Origin of the sequence: Caballeronia concitans, assembly GCF_001544615.1 — a bacterium.
Lineage (GTDB): Bacteria > Pseudomonadota > Gammaproteobacteria > Burkholderiales > Burkholderiaceae > Caballeronia > Caballeronia concitans.
In genome coordinates this window covers 594,763-614,832 of record NZ_FCNV02000002.1, presented here as the reverse complement: position 1 = coordinate 614,832, position 20,070 = coordinate 594,763, and the positions used below count along the sequence as shown (strand labels likewise).

At 63.0% G+C, this 20,070-nt stretch carries 19 protein-coding genes; 12 read left to right on the top strand and 7 right to left on the bottom strand.

What is annotated here, in order from left to right; genetic code table 11:
• Positions 1-4: 4 nt before the first annotated feature.
• Positions 5-1,027, bottom strand: a complete 1,023-nt coding sequence (locus AWB72_RS08930) for a sugar-binding transcriptional regulator (protein ID WP_052449903.1) — start codon at positions 1,025-1,027, stop codon at positions 5-7.
• 128 nt (positions 1,028-1,155) lie between these two features.
• On the opposite strand from AWB72_RS08930, the gene glpD reads away from it, so the two are divergent.
• Positions 1,156-2,694, top strand: coding sequence for a glycerol-3-phosphate dehydrogenase (gene glpD, locus AWB72_RS08925; protein WP_374728878.1), 1,539 nt, complete (start codon positions 1,156-1,158; stop codon positions 2,692-2,694).
• Here glpD and AWB72_RS08920 read toward each other — a convergent pair whose 3' ends face one another.
• Positions 2,695-3,168, bottom strand: coding sequence for a hypothetical protein (locus AWB72_RS08920; RefSeq protein WP_087128009.1), 474 nt, complete (start codon positions 3,166-3,168; stop codon positions 2,695-2,697). It lies immediately after the preceding gene.
• A 466-nt stretch (positions 3,169-3,634) separates the two neighbouring features.
• On the opposite strand from AWB72_RS08920, the gene AWB72_RS08910 reads away from it, so the two are divergent.
• Both AWB72_RS08910 and AWB72_RS08905 read left to right on the top strand, forming a co-directional pair.
• Entirely contained in the window at positions 3,635-4,504 is an 870-nt protein-coding gene (locus AWB72_RS08910; protein WP_040050741.1) for a manganese catalase family protein, read from the top strand.
• 143 nt (positions 4,505-4,647) lie between these two features.
• Positions 4,648-4,902 carry a DUF378 domain-containing protein gene (locus AWB72_RS08905; RefSeq protein WP_208863125.1) on the top strand — a complete coding sequence of 85 codons (255 nt, stop codon included), beginning with the start codon at positions 4,648-4,650 and terminating at the stop codon, positions 4,900-4,902.
• A gap of 45 nt (positions 4,903-4,947) precedes the next feature.
• On the opposite strand, the gene AWB72_RS08900 is transcribed toward AWB72_RS08905, so the two are convergent.
• The gene (locus AWB72_RS08900; RefSeq protein WP_040050739.1) at positions 4,948-6,177 is read right to left on the bottom strand and encodes a phosphatidylserine decarboxylase family protein; all 1,230 of its coding nucleotides are present in this window, start codon (positions 6,175-6,177) and stop codon (positions 4,948-4,950) included.
• 147 nt (positions 6,178-6,324) lie between these two features.
• Between AWB72_RS08900 and AWB72_RS08895 the strand changes: the two genes are divergently transcribed.
• A complete protein-coding gene (locus AWB72_RS08895; RefSeq protein WP_040050738.1) occupies positions 6,325-6,927 on the top strand; it encodes a hypothetical protein in 603 nt (200 codons plus the stop codon).
• A gap of 52 nt (positions 6,928-6,979) precedes the next feature.
• Positions 6,980-7,573 (top strand): hemerythrin domain-containing protein, encoded by a 594-nt coding sequence (locus AWB72_RS08890; RefSeq protein WP_040050737.1) that lies wholly within the window; start codon positions 6,980-6,982, stop codon positions 7,571-7,573.
• A gap of 29 nt (positions 7,574-7,602) precedes the next feature.
• On the opposite strand, the gene AWB72_RS08885 is transcribed toward AWB72_RS08890, so the two are convergent.
• The 4 genes from AWB72_RS08885 to AWB72_RS08870 form a co-directional block, all read right to left on the bottom strand.
• Entirely contained in the window at positions 7,603-9,918 is a 2,316-nt protein-coding gene (locus tag AWB72_RS08885; protein WP_040050736.1) for an FdhF/YdeP family oxidoreductase, read from the bottom strand.
• 142 nt (positions 9,919-10,060) lie between these two features.
• Positions 10,061-10,558 (bottom strand): YciE/YciF ferroxidase family protein, encoded by a 498-nt coding sequence (locus tag AWB72_RS08880; protein WP_040050735.1) that lies wholly within the window; start codon positions 10,556-10,558, stop codon positions 10,061-10,063.
• An 82-nt stretch (positions 10,559-10,640) separates the two neighbouring features.
• Positions 10,641-11,486 (bottom strand): NAD(+) synthase, encoded by an 846-nt coding sequence (nadE, locus tag AWB72_RS08875; RefSeq protein WP_040050870.1) that lies wholly within the window; start codon positions 11,484-11,486, stop codon positions 10,641-10,643.
• Positions 11,487-11,515: 29 nt separating this feature from the next.
• Positions 11,516-12,016 carry a CinA family protein gene (locus AWB72_RS08870; protein WP_040050869.1) on the bottom strand — a complete coding sequence of 167 codons (501 nt, stop codon included), beginning with the start codon at positions 12,014-12,016 and terminating at the stop codon, positions 11,516-11,518.
• Between the two features lie 150 nt (positions 12,017-12,166).
• Between AWB72_RS08870 and coxB the strand changes: the two genes are divergently transcribed.
• From coxB to AWB72_RS08835, 7 genes are all read left to right on the top strand, one after another.
• A complete protein-coding gene (gene coxB / locus AWB72_RS08865) occupies positions 12,167-13,138 on the top strand; it encodes a cytochrome c oxidase subunit II (protein WP_374728876.1) in 972 nt (323 codons plus the stop codon).
• Positions 13,135-15,081: a cytochrome c oxidase subunit I gene (gene ctaD, locus AWB72_RS08860; protein WP_040050734.1), complete on the top strand. Its 1,947-nt coding sequence runs from the start codon at positions 13,135-13,137 to the stop codon at positions 15,079-15,081. Before coxB ends, ctaD begins: the two co-directional genes overlap by 4 nt.
• On the top strand, positions 15,078-15,728 hold the full coding sequence (locus AWB72_RS08855; protein WP_040050733.1) for a cytochrome c oxidase subunit 3: 651 nt from the start codon (positions 15,078-15,080) through the stop codon (positions 15,726-15,728). Before ctaD ends, AWB72_RS08855 begins: the two co-directional genes overlap by 4 nt.
• 8 nt (positions 15,729-15,736) lie before the next feature.
• Positions 15,737-16,063 carry a hypothetical protein gene (locus AWB72_RS08850; protein ID WP_040050732.1) on the top strand — a complete coding sequence of 109 codons (327 nt, stop codon included), beginning with the start codon at positions 15,737-15,739 and terminating at the stop codon, positions 16,061-16,063.
• Positions 16,042-16,998: a cytochrome c oxidase assembly protein gene (locus AWB72_RS08845; RefSeq protein ID WP_052449902.1), complete on the top strand. Its 957-nt coding sequence runs from the start codon at positions 16,042-16,044 to the stop codon at positions 16,996-16,998. Before AWB72_RS08850 ends, AWB72_RS08845 begins: the two co-directional genes overlap by 22 nt.
• A gap of 1 nt (position 16,999) precedes the next feature.
• Positions 17,000-18,274 carry a c-type cytochrome gene (locus AWB72_RS08840; protein ID WP_040050731.1) on the top strand — a complete coding sequence of 425 codons (1,275 nt, stop codon included), beginning with the start codon at positions 17,000-17,002 and terminating at the stop codon, positions 18,272-18,274.
• Positions 18,275-18,816: 542 nt separating this feature from the next.
• A complete protein-coding gene (locus AWB72_RS08835) occupies positions 18,817-20,070 on the top strand; it encodes a glycosyltransferase family 4 protein (RefSeq protein WP_084592917.1) in 1,254 nt (417 codons plus the stop codon).

Below are 20,070 nucleotides of genomic sequence, written 5' to 3'. Positions count from 1 at the left end.
GGCCTCAGGCCGGTTTGCCGATTCTGCGCCCGATCGATGACACCGGTTCGCGTTCCGCCGCAAGCAGCGCACGCGCGGTGGGTTCATCGATGATGAGTTCCTTGATGAAGCCGCCACGCAGCGCGCCGCGCACGCCTTCCACCTTGCGCCGCCCCGACACCACGCACAGCGTGTGCTTCGCGCGCCGCAAGAGACCGAGGTCCGGGCCGCTCGCGCGGCGATTGAGCGCGATGTCGCGATACGTGCCGTCCGCGCGAAAGAACACGGTGGCGATATCGCCGACGACTTCATCGCGGCGCAGCGATTCAAGCTCGCTCTTTTCCAGAAAGCCGCCGCTATAGACATGGCTCGTCATATGCGGCGACATCACGCCGACGCTGCACAGCATGATGTCGGCGCGGCTTTGCAGATCCAGAATCTGCCGAACGCTGCGTTCGCGCCACAGCGCGCGCTTGGTCTCCGCGTAGTCGAAGAACGCGGGCACATGAAACGGATGCGGCCGCGCGTCGAAGTTCATCGCGAAGCGCATGATGAGATTGCTGCTGAAGGTGCTCGTCACGCCTTGCGCGTTGCCCGCGCCGTTCAGTTGCACGATGTCCACGTTCGCGGTGGATTTCGGAATCAGATGGTCCGATACCGCCGCCATCGTCGTGCCCCACGCAATGCCCACGACCATGTTCGAATCGACGACGGTGTTCAGATAGCTCGCGGTGAACATCGCCACGCGCCGCAGCCACTCCGCTTCGCCGGCCGCTTCGGGCACCGGCACCACGCGCGCCGCGAGCAGCCGGAAGCGCTGCGTCAGTTCCATTTCCACGCTTTTCGAACGTTCGCTCGGGTCGTTGATGCGTATCTCCACGAGACCGTTCGCATGCGCGATGCCGAGCAGCCGCGACACCTTCGAGCGCGAGAGCTTCATGTCCTGCGCGATCGCTTCGGTCGTCATGTCCTGGTAGTAGTACATCTTCGCGACCTGCACGGCGGCGGCGAACTGGCTCGCTTCGTCCTTGAACACGGGGCTCGGCATACGCGGCACTCTGGAGAAACAGGGGAAACGCCATTACATCATGTTCGCCGGATCGCTTTATAGTCTAGGTTGCACGAAATTGCAGACGCGTTGCGAAAGCGTGCAAACGCACCTGGAAAGCTAAAACCATGCGCAATACGGGAGAAAGCATGACCGAGCGGGCGGCACACGTCGATTACGACGTTCTCGTGGTGGGCGGCGGCATCAACGGAACAGGCATTGCGCGCGATCTCGCCGGACGCGGCGCGCGCGTGATGCTCGTCGAACAGGACGATCTCGCGCAGCACACGTCGTCCGCGAGCACGAAACTCATTCACGGCGGCCTGCGCTATCTGGAGTATCGCGAGTTCGGGCTTGTCAGGAAGGCGTTGCAGGAGCGCGAGGTGCTGTTGTCGGTGGCGCCGCATCTGATCGCCCCGCTGCGCTTCGTCATGCCGCACGTGCCGGAGCTGCGGCCCGCGTGGATGATTCGCGCGGGCCTCTTTCTCTACGATCACCTGAGCCGCCGCGCCGTGCTCGAAGGCTCGCGCAGCGTGAACCTGCGCATGCATTTCGCGGGCGCGCCGCTTGTCGATTCGATCACGCGCGGCTTCATTTATTCCGATGCCGCCGTCGACGACGCGCGCCTCGTCGTGCTCAACGCGCTCGGCGCGCATGAACGCGGCGCGCGAATCGCAACGCGCACGCGCTTCGTTGCGGCATCGCGAGGCGAGCACGAATGGCGTGTGACGCTTTGCGATGCGGCGGGGCATCCGCATGAAGTGAGCGCACGGGCGCTCGTCAATGCGGCCGGGCCGTGGGTCAACGCGCTCGCCGCCGGCGATGCGGATGCAAGCGCCCGCGCGCTGCGGCTCGTGAAGGGCAGTCATATCGTCACGCGCAAGCTGTTCGATCATGACCACGCGTACATTCTTCAGAACGACGACCGCCGCATCATCTTCGCGATTCCGTGGCAGCGCGACTACACGCTGATCGGCACGACGGATGTGGATTACGAAGGGCCGCTTTCCGACGTGCGCATCACGCGCGAGGAGATCGACTATCTTTGCGCGGCGGTGAATCGATACTTCCGCAAGCCTGTCGCGCCCGGCGACGTGGTGTGGTCCTATGCGGGCGTGCGGCCCTTGCTCGCGGACGGCGCGGACGATGCGGCATCGGCCACGCGGGACTATCAGCTTCAACTCGATACCGCGCGCGCGCCGCTGTTGACCGTATTCGGCGGCAAGATCACGACGTATCGGCGGCTCGCGGAAGAAGCGGTGGAACAGCTCGCGGGACCGCTAGCGATCACCGCGCCCGCATGGACGCACGCCGCGCCGCTTCCGGGCGGCGAGATGCCCGATGCGGACTTCGCGCGCTTTCTAAAGGCGTTCGGTGAGCGACATCCGTATTTGCCGCCCGAACTGGCGCACCGTTATGCGCGCGCGTATGGCATGCGCGCGGACATCATGCTGGATGGCATCGGCTCGATGGATGCGCTCGGCGTGCCGCTCGCACCCGGGCTTCACGAAGCGGAGGCGAGCTATCTGATCGAGCACGAGTGGGCCCGAACCGCCGACGACATACTCTGGCGGCGAACCAAGCTCGGCCTTCAGGCGAGCGCGGACGATATCGCGCGTCTCGACGCATGGATCGCCGCTCGCGCCGCTATCGGCATAGGCGGATAGTCAACGCAAGCGGTGCGATTGCGCTCGCGCCAGCGCGGCCACCGCGAAACCCGCGCCCAGCGCGAGATACGTCAGCGCGAGCGACTGCTTCGACAGATGCGCCTCGAATCCCGGCGTGAGGCGATCGGGCACGACGTGATAGTCCACCACATACGCGACCGCGGCCGTCGTCGCCGCGGCGGCGGCAATCTTTCCCGCGCGCGGACGCTTGCCGCACAGCGCTTCGAACAGCACGCCCCAGAAGATCGCGCTGCCTAGATGAATGCCCGCGCCGATGCCGGTGTACTTCGCGCTCAAGTCTTCTTCGCGCGGCGCGCGCTCAGGCCACAGGCAATGCGTGACCGCGTTGAGCGCCGCATAAGGACGACGGCCCGCTGCCGATGCGCCCGCCGCCGCGGCCATCGCCGATGTCAGTCCCGCCGTGCTGCCGGAGCAGATCGCCCGCAATAGCAGGTCATTGGATGTCGAATTCATTCGCGCGTCTCCGTGTATGCGAATGGCGCGAAGCAATCGACATTCCGCGCGGCCATCGCACGTCCAGCGCATTAGTACGGATAACGATGCTTTTCTTCGCGGCACACTGATTGCGATGGGTAAGCGCAAAGCATCGATGCACGCTCATGCAATTTCGCTCGACATTTACTCGACCAGGTGCGCCATGTCGACGGAATGGACGGTGGCACGTGCGTTGCTGTAAGCGAAGCGTCTGCCCGTTCAGGCGCTCCGAGGCAAATGAAGGGCAGACCCATTCCACACGCGGCGTTTCTCTGCCGCATCACGCCAGCACGTTTCATACGCGCTGAGGCTCGCAGCACGACGATCGTGCGCAACGCATTGCGCTTCGCGCGCGGTCGCTGCGAGACACAAGAGAGCAAACCCGATCATTGCGCGCATAGGCGTCGCAAGGAAACGTTCGTCCCTAGAAAAAGGAGCCGTTGATATGTTCGTACATAACAAACGTCTGCAATATACGGTCCGCGTGGCTGCGCCGAACCCCGGACTCGCCAACCTGATGCTGGAGCAGTTCGGCGGTCCCCAAGGCGAACTGGCCGCTGCCATGCGTTACTTCACGCAGGCCGTCACCGAAGACGATGCAGGCCGCAAGGACCTGCTCTTCGATATCGCCACGGAAGAGCTGAGCCATCTGGAAATCATCGGCAGCATCGTCGCCATGCTGAACAAGGGCGCGAAGGGCACGCTTGCCGAAGCCGTGGAAGAGGAAGCGGAGCTGTATCGCACGATCACGCAGAACGGCAACGATTCGCACACCACGTCCATTCTGTATGGCGCGGGCGCACCGCTCACGAATTCCGCCGGCGTGCCATGGACGGCGGCGTACATCGATACCATCGGCGACCCGACGGCCGACTTGCGCTCGAACATCGCAGCGGAATCGCGCGCGAAGATCGTGTATGAGCGGCTTATCAATGTGACCGATGACGCCGGCATCAAGGATGCGCTGGGCTTCCTGATGACGCGTGAAATCGCGCATCAGAAGTCGTTTGAAAAGGCGCTGCATTCCATCCAGCCGAACTTCCCGCAAGGCAAGCTGCCGGGCAAGCCGGAGTTCACGAGCGTGTACTTCAACATGTCGAAGGGCGACGACATGCGCGGCCCGTGGAACGAAGGCGGCGACTGGGAATTCGTCGCGGACCCGCAGCCGGCAGTCGATGGCGGCGACGGCACCGCGAGCGTGCAGGTCACGCAGACCCAAGTGGAAGCGCTACAAGCCCTCGCGACGCGCACCGCGTCGGACCCGGCGAGCGATCCGACCACCGGCGCCGATCTCGGCTCCGGTCAGGCGCAGTAACGCAGGTCCCAACGCCGATATCGCCCGCGGCTGGGCGGTATCGGCGAGGGTGAGGCCGCCCGCTGTCACAGCGACATACGCGACATACGCGACATGCAGGCGGCCGTTTCGATGTCCAATAACTGTCTATGCGGAGTTTAGTCATGCCAACTGTTTCTTCGAATGGGACCGTCGCGATGCGTCGCAATCCGGTCGACTGGATTACCGGCGCGCTCGTCATCATCGGTGCGTTGAACTGGGGACTCGTGGGTCTTCTCAACTTCGATCTGGTGGCGGCCATCTTCGGCGCGGGATCGCCGGGGGCGCGTATCGTTTATATCCTGGTGGGACTGGCGGGTATCTATCAGCTCGTCCGTGCGTTCATGCCGGCGCGCGATCACGCTCTTGCGCACCGCTGATCGCAGCGCCGCGCGTTGGCATCGAACGCGCGGCGCAACGACGTCCTAGCGCGCCGTGGCGAGATGAGCGTTCACCTTGATCGGCGGTTCCTCGTCGCCGAACGGCGGCTCCACAACGAAACTTTCGATCACGCCGGGCCTGAAAATCAGGCACATGGACGATCCGCCGTACTGGAAGTACCCGAGTTCATCGCCCTTGCGCACGCGTTGCCCCGGCAGCGCTTCGATCATGCATGACGACACCTCCGCCATGCCGATGAACACGCAAGCGACTTCGCCAATGGCGGCATCGTCGCAATCGATCACGATGACCGCGCGCGCCGCCACCGCGCTGATATAGCCTTGCGAGTCGTTGAGACCGCCGGGATCTTCGCCTTCCGATTCGGCATCGGAGTAATACGTGCCATCGACGAGATAGGCTTTCACGACCGTTCCGCTCACCGGCGCATGCCAGCGGTGATAGTAGAACGCGCTCAGGAACGCCTGATAAATGCTGCCGCCGACGAAGCGCTCCGCCAGCGCCGTCTCTTTCGCCGTGAAGATTTCCTTCAGCGAATACGGCTGCGATTTGATCCAGAACGAATCTTCGAGCTTGACGTCATGCTCGATGTTGTACGCCGACGCCTCGCACGCGCTGACGATGATCTTGTCGTTGTCAGATTGCGCCACGGGCCGCGCGTCCGGCTTGAACTCGCGCGTGAAGAAGTGGTTCCACGAAGAGAATCCCCAGTGAGGTTTCTCCGGATCGCATAGAAACTGCGAGAGGCCGATCTTGCTGTCCGCCTCCGCGCTGAACCAGCCGTTCGGCGCGTCCGTGTTCAGATGCTCGCGCGAATGCGGGCCGCTCAGGAAACCGGACCACGTGTTCAGCACGCGCTTCATGTGCCTGTTGAATGCGGGGTCGCGAAAGAGCGCATAGCCGGATGGCATGACCATCGGCCAGTCGAGTATCGCGTTGATCGGGCAATGGATCAGGCTCGACTCGCTGAAGGGCGGCGCATAAGTGAGCATCGCATCGAGCAGGATCATGCATTCGTCGATATTCGCATAACCGAGTTCGAAGCCTTCGGCGCGCGCCTCGTCGATCGCGCGCGCGAAGTTCATGCGCACCACCGGGTCCTCGCGTATGAACGCGGCGAACTCCTCGATGACGCTGCTTCTCTTCGCCGTCCCCGCGCGCTGCTTCGCGTAAGCGGCGAAGTCCTTGCGGAACCGCGCGACCGCGTCTTCCTTGCGCGGAAGCCAGCCGCCGAGTCGTCGCTTCTCGTTTGCCATCGTGCGTTGCCTCCTTGTCGTGAGTCGTAGTTACGTGAGTCTGTGGTGGCAGCATGGGGCATTCCATGACGCGAGGCGGAATGTGCTTTGCTTTTACACAGCACGTCCCCCGTCGTTCCACGTCGTTCCCACAAAAGAGGTGAATTCATGAGTGAAGTCCCTTTCCCCTTTCCCAAGTCGCCCGCGAATCAGAGCAAAGCGCGCAGCAAGCCCGCGACGATCGCGCGCGGACTCGGCTGGTACAGCCTCGCGCTGGGCGCCGCCGAGCTGCTCGCGCCGAACGCGGTCGCACGCGCGGCCGGCGTGCGAACCAACTCCGCGCTAGTGCGGCTCTATGGGCTGCGCGAGATTGCCTGCGGCATCGGCATTTTGATGTCGCGCGATCCCGCGCCTTATCTGTGGGCGCGCGTCGCTGGCGATGCGCTCGATTTCGCCACGCTCGTCTCCGCGTCGGACATGGACAAAGAGGAGAGCCGCACGCATGCGCTCGGCGCGATCGTCAACGTGGCGGGCGTCACGGCGCTCGACGTGCATACCGCGCTGTCGCTCGCCAAGGCCGACGAAGCGGAATCGCACGTGCGTACGCAACGTTACGTGTCGATGTATCGCAACCGGAGCGGCTTTCCGCGTGCGCCCGACGCGATGCGCGGCGAAGCGCTTCGCACATTCGACACGCCGCGCGACATGCGCGCGCCCGACGCACTGCTGCCCTACACGCATTCGCAATTCAAAGCGGCAAAAAGCGCCTGAGCGTTCATAACAACAGACACGTCCCCACAGTCAAGAAGGAGTCAACGTGGATATGCAATCCTGCTCGCCTTCCATCACGACGATGATCCGCATGGATCACACGCACGTCATGGCTGCGTTTCATCGCTATCACGCGGACAGCCCGTGGTGGAGAAAGCGCGCCATCGTCGAACTGGCCTGTACGGCGCTTGAAATTCATGCGCAGCTCGAAGAAGAAATCTTCTATTCGGCGCTTGCGGAAGCCATGCCCGGCGACGACACGCTCGCGAAGAGCAAGCCCGAGCACGACAAGATGCGCGAGGACATTGCGAAGCTGCGCGCGATGGGTCCGGACGATGCCGCCTACGACGCGCGCTTCATGCAGCTCATGCGCGAAGTCATTCATCATGTGGCGGATGAAGAGACGGTGCTGCTGCCGACGGCAGAACGCGCGCTGGCGTCGCGGCTATCGGAACTTGGGGCTCGCATGACCGTGCGACGGATGCAGCTCGTCGGGCAGCATCGGCCCGCTGCCATTGCGGCGAATACGATGGGCACGTTCCCGCTCGCGTCGCTGGCGCTGGTGTCGCTCGGTGCGCTTGCTGTCGCATCCTGTCTGCGGCCTTCGGCATCGCGCCGCATGAAGCGCGTCAGGGGCTACGCCTGACGCCTCTCACCCGACGCCGCGCGTCGTCATTACGCGCGCGGCGTCCCGTTCACTTCCACGATATGCACGGGAATCGACTTCGCCGCCGGCACCTTGCTGTCCTTCGCGTGATGCCATAGCGGCAGCAGCGGATTGCACTCCGGGTAATAACCGGCGATGCAGCCCACGGGAATGTCATACGGCTGAATGCGCAAGCCCGCGACGCGCCGCTCGAAGCCATCATCCGCAATGGTCTGCACGGTCACGCGGTCGTCCTTCTTCACGCCGTGGCTTTGCATGTCGGCTTCCGACATCAGAAGCACCATGCGGCCGCCGCTGATGCCGCGAAAACGGTCGTCGAGACCGTAGATGGTCGTGTTGAACTGGCTGTCGCTGCGAAGCGTCATGAGTCTCAGCGCCTGCGGATCGCGCTCCGGCATGTCCGGATCTTCGACGATGGATTCCGGCACGAAGAACTCCGCCTTGCCGCTCTTCGTCTTCCACTTGCGCTCGCGCGCGGGCAGATCGCGCGGGAAGCCGCCAGGCGTCCACATCCGTTCGTTGAAGTCGTGAAAGGTTTCGGGATACGTCTTCGCGATCTCATCGCGCACGAGCGCATAGTCGTTGCGCCAGCGGTCCCAGTCCACGGTCGAGCGGTCACCGAGCGTGTACTTCGCCATTTGCGCGACGATATACGGCTCCGAACGCGCATCCGGCGATGCCGGTTCGGCCACGCCGCGTGAGCCGTGAATGCAGCCGGTGCTGTCTTCCATCGATACCGCTTGTGCGCCGCTTTCCTGGGTATCGATTTCGATGCGGCTCAGGCACGGCAGGATATACGACTTCTTGCCGTGCACGAGATGACTGCGATTGAGCTTGGTCGCGACATTCACAGTGAGCTTGAGATCGCGCCACGCCGGTTCGATGCGCCCGCGATCCGGCACCGAACGCACGAGATTGCCGCCGAGATTGATGACGGCGTTGACCTTGCCTTCGAGCATCGCCTGAAATGCTTCTACGGTATTCATGCCCTTTTCGCGCGGCGGTTCGAAGTGGAACTGGCTCGCGAGCTTGTCGAGCGGCGCAAGCTCCGGCTTCTCGGTGATGCCGACGGTGCGCTGCCCCTGCACGTTCGAATGCCCACGCACCGGCGACGGCCCCGCGCCCGGCTTGCCTATGTTGCCTCGCAAGAAGAGCAGATTGCAAAGCATGCGCACGTTCTGCACGCCTTCCCGGTGCTGCGTGATGCCCATGCCGTAATGCGCGATCGCGGCGTTCGCGCGCATGTATTCGTCGGCGGCGGCTTCGAGGTCCGCGCGCGAGAGACCGGACAGGCGCTCGATCTCGTCCCACGATGCAGCGCGCACGTAATCCGCGAACGCTTCGAAGCCCACCGTCTGCTGCTCGATGAATTCGAGATCCAGTATGCGCGGCTGGCCGCTTTCTTTCGCGCGGTCGTCGGCATGAACCACGGCCTTGCACATGCCGAGCAACGCCGCCGAATCGCCGCCGGTCTTCACCTGATGATATTGCGTGCTGATGACCGTATGCGCGGGCGTCATCATTTCCACCGGCGATTGCGGATTCGAAAACTGCAAGAGCCCCGGTTCGCGCAGCGGATTGAACGTGATGATCGGCACGCCCCGCTTTCTGGCGTCCTGCAACTGATGCAGCATGCGCGGACTATTGGTGCCGACGTTCTGTCCGAAGAAGAACATGAGGTCGGTCTTCTCGAAGTCGTCGAGCGTGATGGTGCCGACACCCACGCCGATCGCTTCCTTGAGTCCGACGCTCGTGCTTTCGTGGCACATGTTCGAGCTGTCGGGCAGATTGTTCGTGCCGTACATGCGCGCGAAAAGCTGGAACATGTACGACGTTTCGAGCGATGCGCGGCCCGAAGCGTAGAACACCACGCTCTTCGGATCGAACCCGCGCAATTCGCGGCCGATGTCTTCGAACGCCTCTTCCCAACTCACGCAAACGTACTTGTCGCTCGCGGCGTCGTAGCGCAAGGGCGCGGTCAGACGGCCTGCCTCTTCGAGATCGTGATCGTGCCACGCCTCGAGTTGCGTCACCGTGTGAAGCTCGAAGAACTGCGGCGTCATGCGCTTCGCGGTCAGGTCCCACGCGGTCGCCTTTGCGCCGCTTTCGCAGAACTCGAACATATGCGGGTCCGCGGGTTTTGCCCACGAGCAGCTCACGCACGCGAAGCCATCCGGCTTGTTCTGTTTGAGCAGCACCGTCGCGTCCTTGAGCGGCACTTTCTCCTGAACGAGCGCGCTGGCGACGGCCTTGAGCGATCCCCAGCCGCCGGAGGAATACGGATAGGCGGCGCTCTTGCGCGCCCCGTTGTCTGATTCGGCCATGTCTGTCGCCTCGGGCTTCTGGTTGTCGTTGATTAACGCCCGAGCAAGCGATGTTCCCTTTCTAACCGCCTTCGTCCGCCTTCCTTGAAGCAAAAACGCGCCGGCGATGCGGCGCGTCGTGCTGCAACGCAAGGGCCCGCGATCAACCCGCAGCCTGCGCCTCGCTCGCGATCTCGGTCTTCGCGAGTTCAGTGAGTTTTTCGTCAGTGGACTTCTCTTCCTTAAGCGTCTCGAGAAGCAGGTTCATCGCTTCTTCCTGGCCGAGTTGCTTCGCGAGCGTGGCGAGCGTGCCGTACGTCGCGATCTCATAGTGCTCGACCTTCTGCGCGGCGGCGATCAGCGCGGCATCGCGAATCGGGCCTTGCTCGAAGTCCTCGATCTGTTCCTGTCCTTCTTCCACGAGCCCTTCCATCGCCACGCACTTGATGCGCTTCAACTTGATGCCGCAGACTTCCACCACCTGATCGATGCGTTCGATCTGACCATTCGTCTCTTCCAGATGCTGCTGGAACGCCTGCTTCAATTGCTCGTTCGAGCTTGCACGCGCGAGCTTGGGCAGCGCCTTCGTCAATTGCTTCTCTGCGCTATACACGTCCGACAATGCGTGAAGGAAGAGGTCCTGCAAAGTTTTCGATGCCATGTTGCCTCCGATTCAAAATGAGTGAGTTCGACCGATGCGAAACCGGTCATGCAGCGGTAGTGGCGCAAACAGCAATGCCATTTCAGTCGCGCGGCAACTCGACCGGAAGCGCCCGCTTGTGGCGCGTTGCGGTGTAGAAGCGGCGGATCGTCGTGAGCACTTCCGCGCTGACATCCTTGCCTTCCAGAAAGTCGTCGATGTTCTCGTACGAGATGCCGTAGCTGTCTTCATCCGGACGTTGCGGCGTGAGCGTTTCGAGGTCCGCTGTCGGCACCTTCATGACGAGGCGTTCTTCCGCGCCCATCGCACGGGCGAGCGCGCGCACGCGGCGCTTGGTGAGGCCCGACAACGGAAGGATGTCCGCGCCGCCGTCGCCGTACTTCGTGAAGAAGCCCATCAGCGATTCCGCCGCGTGATCCGTGCCGATGACCACGCCGCGCCGCGCACCCGCCATCGCGTATTGCGCGATCATCCGCTCGCGCGCCTTGATGTTGCCGAGCACGAAGTCTTCCTGGAAATCGTCGGTGTATTGCACGCCGCCTTCCTTGAGCGCCGCGAGCATTTCATCCGATGGCCGCTTCACGTTGACGGCGAACGTCTCGTCCGGACGAATGAATCGCAGCGCGAGTTGCGCGTCTTCTTCGTCGCCTTGCGTGCCGTACGGCAGTCTCACCGCGACGAAATGCGCCTCGTAGCCGCTTGCCCGCAAGCGCTCGACGGCACGCTGCGCGAGACGCCCCGCCGTCGATGAATCCACGCCGCCGCTGATGCCCAGTACGTACGTTTGCAGCCCGCTCGACTTCAGATAGTCCGCGAGGAAAGCGACGCGCCGTTCGACTTCGGCGTTCGCATCGAAACGTTCGCGCACGCCCAGTTCCTCGATGACCTGTCGCTGCCACTGCCGCTCGTCGTCCGTCTTGTCCAGCATGCTCGCCTCCTTTTCCGTGGGTACCGCAGTCAACGCCGTGGCAGACGATCGAAGTAATGCTCGATGCGCGACAGCGCGTAATGCGCGGCGGCGCTTCTGACTTCGTTGCGATCGCCATCGAAGCGTTTCGTTTCGCTGAAGGTCACGATCTGGCCGCCGCGCAGTTTGTATGACCACGCGAAGCATTGCGTGCCGGGCGGCGGACCGCCGTCGGGCGGTGCATCGGCGACACCGGTGTTCGATACCGCGACATCCGCGATGCATCCTTCCTGGCGCAACGCGCCTTCCGACATCTCACGCGCGACTTCTTCGCTCGTGAGGCCGTACTCCTTCATCGTCTCTTCGCGCACGCCGAGGAAGCCGGCCTTGCCCGTCGGCGAGTACGTGACGAAGCCGACATCGAGACAACTCCCGCTTCCCGGCACCGACGAAACCAGCGACGCGATGTAGCCCGCCGTACAGGACTCGGCGGTCGCGAGCATCAGGCCGCGTGAGCTGAGAAATGAAACCACTTGTCTGGCGATATCCATGCTTTCGACCTCATTCGTCTTGCTGGCAATCTGCTTGCGGTCGACTCCGTCAAGCAAACCGCGCTCCTACGCTCAGCGCGTTCATGGAATGTCTATTGCTAAACACGCTGCACCCGTCCGCAAGGCTGGACCCACAATAATCGACCGATCATGAACCCGGCGGCCATGCAAAGCGCTTTAAGTCCGGCGGGCATCCAGGCGAGCCGCGTGCTCGATCTCTGGCATGTGACGCTCACGGTCTGCTGCGTGGTCTTCGCAGCGGTGCTGCTCGCCTGCATGATCGCGTTGATCCGTGCGCCGCGCGGCACGCCATCGACGCCGGCGGATCTCAGTGGCAACGAAAGCCCTGAGCGCAAGATCAGCCGCCCGGTGATCGCGGCGACGATCGTGTCCGCGCTGCTGCTCGTCGGGCTCCTCGTCGCGGATGTCGTCACGGATCGCGCGCTATCGCGCTTGCCGGTCGCGAACGCGCTGCATATCGAGGTGACGGGGTATCAATGGTGGTGGCAGGCGCGCTATGCGCCCGAAGGCGGCGGCGAAGGCTTCACGCTCGCCAACGAGCTGCACGTGCCGGTGGGACGGCCGGTGGTGGTCTCGCTCGTGGCGGCCGATGTTATACATACATTCTGGGTGCCTAATTTACACGGGAAGAAGGACATGATTCCCGGCCAGCAGACGACCATCGCATTCCGTGCCGATCGCGCGGGCGCGTATCGCGGGCAATGCGCCGAGTTCTGCGGCTACGAGCATGCGCTGATGGCCTTCTCCGTTATCGCCGATCCCCCCGCGCAATACGAAGCGTGGGCCGCGCGTCAGCGTCAGAACGCACCCGTTCCGGCCGATGCGCTCGCCCTTCACGGACGCGATGTCTTTCTCGCCAACGACTGCGCGCGCTGCCATACCGTGCGCGGCACGCCTGCGAACGGCACGGTCGGCCCCGATCTCACTCACCTCGCGAGCCGGCAGACGATTGCCGCAGGCACGCTCGTCAATGATGCGAAGAATCTGTCCGCATGGATCACCGATCCGCCCGCGCACAAGCCCGGCGTCATGATGCCGGCGACGCGGCTTTCTCCTCACGACTTGCAGGCGCTCGTCGTCTGGCTGGACACGCTGAAATGAGCGAACACGCATCATCCGGCGCGAACGCCCCGCGCCCTCTCGATGGCCCGCACGCAAGCGATTCCGTGCGGCGCGCCCTTGCCGAAACATGGAGCGATCCGCCCGGCTTCATCGGCGCGCTGAAAGCCATCAATCACAAGACCATCGCGCGGCGCTTCATCGTGACGACGTTCGTGTTCTTCATCCTCGGCGGCCTGCTCGCGCTCGCCATGCGTACACAGCTTGCGCGGCCCGACGCGCGGCTCATCGGTCCGAACCTCTACAACGAACTCTTCACCATGCACGGCACGACGATGATGTTCCTCTTCGCCGTGCCCGTGATGCAGGCGGTGGCCGCCTATCTCGTGCCGCTGATGATCGGCTCGCGCAGCATCGCGTTTCCGCGCATGAATGCGTATGCGTACTGGGTCTTCCTGTTCGGCGGCATCCTGCTGTTCGCGTCGCTCGCGCTCAATAGCGCGCCGGCTGCGGGATGGTTCAGCTATGTGCCGCTCGCGGGTCCGGACTATTCGCCCGGCAAAGGCTCCGACATCTGGGCGCAGATGATCACGTTCACGGAGCTGTCGGGGCTGCTCGAAGCGATCGTCCTCATCACGACCATCTTCAAGATGCGCGCGCCCGGCATGTCGCTCAACCGCATGCCGCTCTTCGTGTGGGCGACGCTCGTCACGCAGTTCATGGTGATCTTCGCGATGCCGTCGGTCATGCTGTGCAGCACGGCGCTCATTCTCGACCGCCTTGTAGGCACGCATTTCTATAACCCGGCCAAGGGCGGCGACGTGCTGCTCTGGCAGCATCTCTTCTGGTTCTTCGGGCATCCCGAGGTCTATCTGATCTTCATTCCGCCGCTCGGCTTCATCTCGTCGATCATCCCCACGTTTGCGCGACGCCCCGTATTCGGTTATCCCGCGATGGTCCTTTCGCTCATCGCCACCGCGTTTCTCGCATTCGGCCTGTGGGTGCATCACATGTTCGCGACGAACATCCCCGAACTCGGCAAGAGCTTCTTCACGGCGGCGAGCCTCATGATCGCGATTCCATCGGGCATTCAGATCTTCTGCTGGATCGGCACGCTATGGACAGGGCGCCTCAATCTGCGCACGCCGCTGCTCTTCGTGCTCGCGTTCTTCTTCATTCTCGTGATCGGCGGCATGACCGGCATCATGGTCGCGTCCGTGCCGCTGGATCTTCAAGTACACGACACGTACTTCGTGGTCGCGCATCTGCATTACGTGCTGCTCGGCGGCGCCGTGTTTCCGCTCTTCGGCGCGTTCTTCTACTGGTTCCCGAAGTTCGCGGGCCGCATGCTGTCCGAGCGTCTCGGGCGCTGGCAGTTCTGGCTGTTCTTCATCGGCTTCAACATCACCTTTTTTCCGATGCACCTTCTCGGTCTGCACGGCATGCCGCGCCGTGTGTGGACGTATCCGGGCGGAATGGGCTGGGACGGCATGAACTTCGCCGCGACCATCGGCGCGTGGACCATTGCGGTCAGCGTGCTGCTCTTCATCGTCAATGTCGCGATGACGCTGCGGCGCGGCGAACAGGCGAGCGCAGATCCGTGGGGCGCGGGCACGCTCGAATGGAGCGCGGCGTCGCCGCCGCCGCCGCATAACTTCGATGCGCTGCCCGTCGTGCATGGCCGCGATCCGTTATGGGAACCGGATGCGCAGCCGCGCTTCGTCGCGGGCCTCGCGGCGGACGCGCGCGAAGTGCTCGTGACGAGCGTGCTCGATGCGAAGCCGGATCATCGTCCGCTGTTTCCGTCGCCGTCCATCTGGCCGTTCATCAGCGCAGTGGCGACGACGGTGCTCTTCATCTGGTCCATCTACACGCCGTGGGCCGTGGTCTATGCGTCCGTGCCGGTCGCGGCCGCGATGATCCTGTGGTTCTGGCCCAAGCGTGCGGGCAACGCGTTCGCGGCGGCACGGGAGCAGCGTCCATGAGCGCCGCCGGCGATCTTCAAAGCCCGCATGCGCGTCCCGACGACGCAGCGGCGTCGGAGTATGTGCTCGATGTGCATACGCTGCCGACCTTCGCATTCGGGTATCGCAGCCTCATGTGGTGGGCGACGGGCGGACTCATGCTGATAGAAGGCACGGTGTTCGCCATCGCGGTGATGATGTACTTCTATTTGCGCACGCATGCGCCCGCGTGGCCGATGGCCGCCGATCCGCCCGAGCTGCGCTGGGGCACGCTCAATACGCTGGTTCTCGTGGTGAGCCTGCTGCCGAATCAGCTTGCAAAGCGCGGTGCTGAACGCGGCGATCGCGGCGCGGCCAAGTTATGGATGACGGTGTGCCTCGTCGCATCGTTCGTGTTCCTCGTGCTGCGCGGCTTCGAGTTCGCGGCGCTGAACGTGAGCTGGTATGCGAACGCATATGGATCGGTCGTATGGCTGCTGCTCGGATTGCACACGACGCATCTCGTCACCGACACCATCGATACCGCCGTGCTCACCGTGCTTCTGTTCACCGGGCCGTTCGAGAGCAAGCGCTTCGTCGATGTGAGCGAGAACGCGCTCTACTGGTACTTCGTCGTGTTGAGCTGGCTGCCGATCTACGGCGTCATTTACTGGGCTCCGCGCTTCTGATCACGATCATGCTTACATGGCCCGCTCTTCTCTTCGCTCCGTCGCTGCTGCTCGCGTTTCTGAGCGTGAACTATGCGCTCGTCGAACCGTCGTGCCATCTGCAAAGCATGGCCGTGCTGAATGGCGTGAGCGCGGCAAGCCTTGTCGTCAGCGTGATCTGCACCGCCCTCGCATTCGGCCGATGGCGAACCGCGCGGCGTCATGCCGATCCATCGGGCCCGGGACTGACATCGCGCGAGGCATTCGTCGCCGCCGTCGCGACGGGCGTGGGAGCGCTTTCATCGTTGGGCATTTTCGTCATCTCGCTACCGCAATGGCTGCTGTCCGCGTGTTGATCCTCTTCGCGATTGCGCTCTTCGCCGATGCCGCTTCGGCGCACGTCCTCGCGCCCGGCGCAAGCCGCGTGCAGACGTTCGGCTGGACCTTCGAGCCGTGGGTCGTCGTGTGTCTTGCGTTGAGCATCGGGCTGTATATCGCGGGCTATACGCGTTTGCGCGTGCGCGGATCGCGTGGACGCAGCGACCGTTCGATGCGCCTTGCCGCGTTCGTCGGCGGATGGATCGCGCTCGTCATCGCGCTTGTTTCGCCGCTGCATGCGCTCAGCGAAGCATTGTTCTCCGCGCATATGCTTCAGCATGAAATCTTCATGTTGATCGCCGCGCCGCTGCTGGTGATCGGCAGGCCGCTCGCCGTCTGGCTATGGGCGTTTCCGCCGCGCGCGCGCGTGCGTATCGGCATGGCGACGCGCAGCGCGTGGATCGGATCGCCCTGGCGATGGCTCACCATGCCCGCCGTCGCATGGGCGCTGCATGCGGCCGCGTTGTGGTGCTGGCATGCGCCGCGTTTCTTCGAAGCCGCGCTCGCCAGCGAATGGGTTCATACATTGCAGCACGTGAGCTTCCTCGGCAGCGCGCTGCTGTTCTGGTGGACCGTCTTCCGTCCCGCCGCCGCCGATGGCTCGCGCGTCCACAGCGCACACGCCATGCTGTCCCTCTTCACGACGATGGTCCACACCGGCGCACTCGGCGCGTTGCTCACGCTGGCGCCGGCGGTGTGGTATCCGTCGTGCATCGAAAGCACGCTCGCGCTCGGCTTCGATCCGCTGCAGGATCAGCAGCTCGGCGGACTCGTGATGTGGGTGCCGGGCGGTCTCGCGTATCTCATCGGCGGGCTCATGATCGGCGCGCGCTGGCTGTCGAGAAGACCGCTTCGCGATATGACGAGCGTGGCATCCTCCGCCGCCCGGCTGTCGGCGCACGAGGAGTCCTGACATGCGCCCGCTACTTCGCCTTGCCTTGCTTGCAGTTTGCGTGCGCACAGCGGTTGCCGCGCCGCCAGCGCCATCGGCGGATGTGATCGCGCGCGGGGCTTATATCGCCAAGGCCGGCGATTGCGCGGGCTGCCACACCGCGCCGAATAATGGTGCGCCGTATGCGGGCGGGCTGGGGCTGGCATCGCCGTTCGGCACCATCGTCAGCACGAACATCACGCCTGATCCGGAGACGGGCATCGGCAAATACAGTTACGAGGACTTTGCGAAGGCGCTGCGCGAAGGCGTCGCGCCGGGCGGCAAAGGGCTTTATCCGGCGATGCCCTACACATCCTTCGTGAAGATGACCGATAACGACATGCGCGCGCTTTATGCGTACATGATGCATGGCGTGACGCCGGTGCGTTATCGGCCGCCGCCGACGGACGTGCCGTTTCCGTTCAATCAGCGCTGGATGCTCCGCGTGTGGCGCGCGGCGTTCTCGCCGAAAGAGGTCTATAAGCCGCATGCCGATCGCGATGCGACGTGGAATCGCGGCGCGTATCTCGTGCAGGGACTCGGCCACTGCGGTGCGTGTCATACGCCGCGCGGACCGGCGTTTCAGGAGCGCGGCTACGATGAATCGTCGAAAATGTATTTGTCGGGCGGCGTCAACGACAACTGGTTCGCGCTGAATCTTCGCGGCGACACGGGCTCGGGCCTCGGGCGCATGTCGCGCGACGACATCGCTTCATTGTTGAAGACCGGACATGGCGGCGGCACGGCGGCGTTCGGAAGCATGGTGCAGACGATCGAAGACAGCTTGCAGTATCTTGGCGACGATGACCTCGCCGCAATCGCAACGTACTTGAAGAGCTTGCCCGCGACGGGCGCGGCGGATGGTTCATACGATCCGGCGAACGCAAAGCCCGGCACGCTCAAGACGCGCGCGCCAGATGTGCCGCCCGGGCAGGGCGCGGCCGTCTATGCGACGTTCTGCGCGCAGTGTCATCGGGATACGGGCGAAGGCGTGCCGAAGGTGTTTCCAAAGCTCGCTGGCAACCCGGCGGTCATTAGCGAAGACACCACTTCGCTGATCCGGCTCCTGGTCGAAGGCGGCAATAGTCCTGCAACGAAGGCCGGGCCGGCTCGTCAGAACATGCCGGGGTTCGCCGGGCGGCTGTCGGATCTGCAAATCGCACAAGTGCTCAGTTATGTTCGCGGGTCGTGGGGCAACGATGCACGGCCGATTACGACGAACGATGTTGCTTCGTTGCGGAGTAAGTTGCACAAATGAGTGGGCTACGGTACGGAAATTTCGGCCGCATCGTTAGGATATCGTAATTAAATCGCGGAAAATGCTACTTCAAATGAAAGGTGACGAATCACTCACTAGCCGGGCCTCGAACGAAACCATTTTCATTCAGACGAATGCGATTGAACCCTTTGTCAGGTACCCCGTCCAATCGCTTACAGGGCTTCCGAAAACAGGAAAGCAATAGTAAGTACGGCCGGCATTCTTGACGCGCAGTCGTAACCAGATGTCACTACAATCAGAAAGAGTTGCGGAAATGCTTCATCAGAAGATTGAATTGATGCCATACGAAACCTTGCATTTGCTTACGTTTGGCTTCGCGTCTTCTCAAGCTTTTTGGCTTATCCTAAACTCCCACTTACCAGAAGCGATGGCGCAACTGCGGACCATGTTGTGCTTCTTTCCACGACGGCTGCAGCGGCGTACCCCTTGCCTTAGAGAACGTATATGAACGCATACGAATGTATCTTTCAGGCAAGACCGAGGGCGCCTCATCGAAGGACGACGACACTACTTCAAACGCCGTGAAAATACTCATCGTCAACACGCTTTACTACCCGGACAAGATCGGCGGGGCTGAAGTATCCACGCAACTGCTCGCCGAGGGGCTCGTCAGGGCAGGCATGGACGTGTGCGTTGCTTGTGCAACGGGGGCAGGCGCGGACAGCGTTTCCGACTTCAACGGAGTCAAGGTCTATCGTCTGCGTTCGGCCAATCTCTATTGGCCGCATGCGCCGAAGAAACGCGGGCGCATTGCCCGATTCGTCTGGCATGCCATCGATGCCGTCAACGTCGTCATGTCGCGCAAGCTCGCCGGTATCATCGCGCGCGAAAAGCCGGACATCATTCATACGAGCAACCTCACGTGCATTTCCGTCGACGTCTGGCGTGCCGCGCGCAAGGCAGGCGTGCCCATTGTTCATACCGCGCGGGATTACTACCTGATGTGCCCCGCCACGACGATGTTCTCCGACGTCGAACCGTGCAAGCGCCAGTGCAGTTCATGCGCGCTATATTCCGCGCCGAAGAAGGCTGCATCGACACGCGTTCAGGTCGCGGTCGGCGTGAGCCGCTTCGTCTTGCAAAAGCATTTGAATAGCGGCTATTTTCCGCAGGCAACGCGCACGGCTGTCATCAACAACTGCTATGTGCCGAGCAAGGACGCCGCAATCGACGAAAGGCCGCCTTATGTGAGCGGCCCTGTGCGGCTGGGCGTGCTCGGTCGCGTGGAGCGCAGCAAGGGCACGGAGGTCGTGCTGGAACAGCTCACCGCCGACAACACGCTCGACTGGACGCTCGTCTATGGCGGCAATGGCGATCCCGAATACATTCGTTCGCTGAAGGAAAAGTACGACGATCCGCGCGTGCAATATCTCGGGCACGTGAAGCCAAACGATTTCCTTCGCAGCATCGACATTCTTATCGTGCCGTCGATCTGGTACGAGCCGTTCGGGCGCGTGATCGTCGAAGCCTATTCGTATGGCGTGCCGGTCGTCGGTGCAAATCGCGGCGGCATTCCCGAAGTCATCGAACCGCGTTCGAATCTCGTCTTCGATATGGAACGTCCCGAGACGCTCATCGAAAAGATTCGCGAAGCAATCGAATTGCTGAAGGAACCGTCCGTGCATGACAGGCTGCGCAAACACGCCGCTACTTTCAGCCCCGACTCGATGGTCGATGCCTATCTCGACGTGTACCGCAGCGCGCTCGGCGGCGCCATCAAAAGAACCGTCGAACCGGTGACGCCGACCATCACACCCAAAGCGCGCATGGACTGA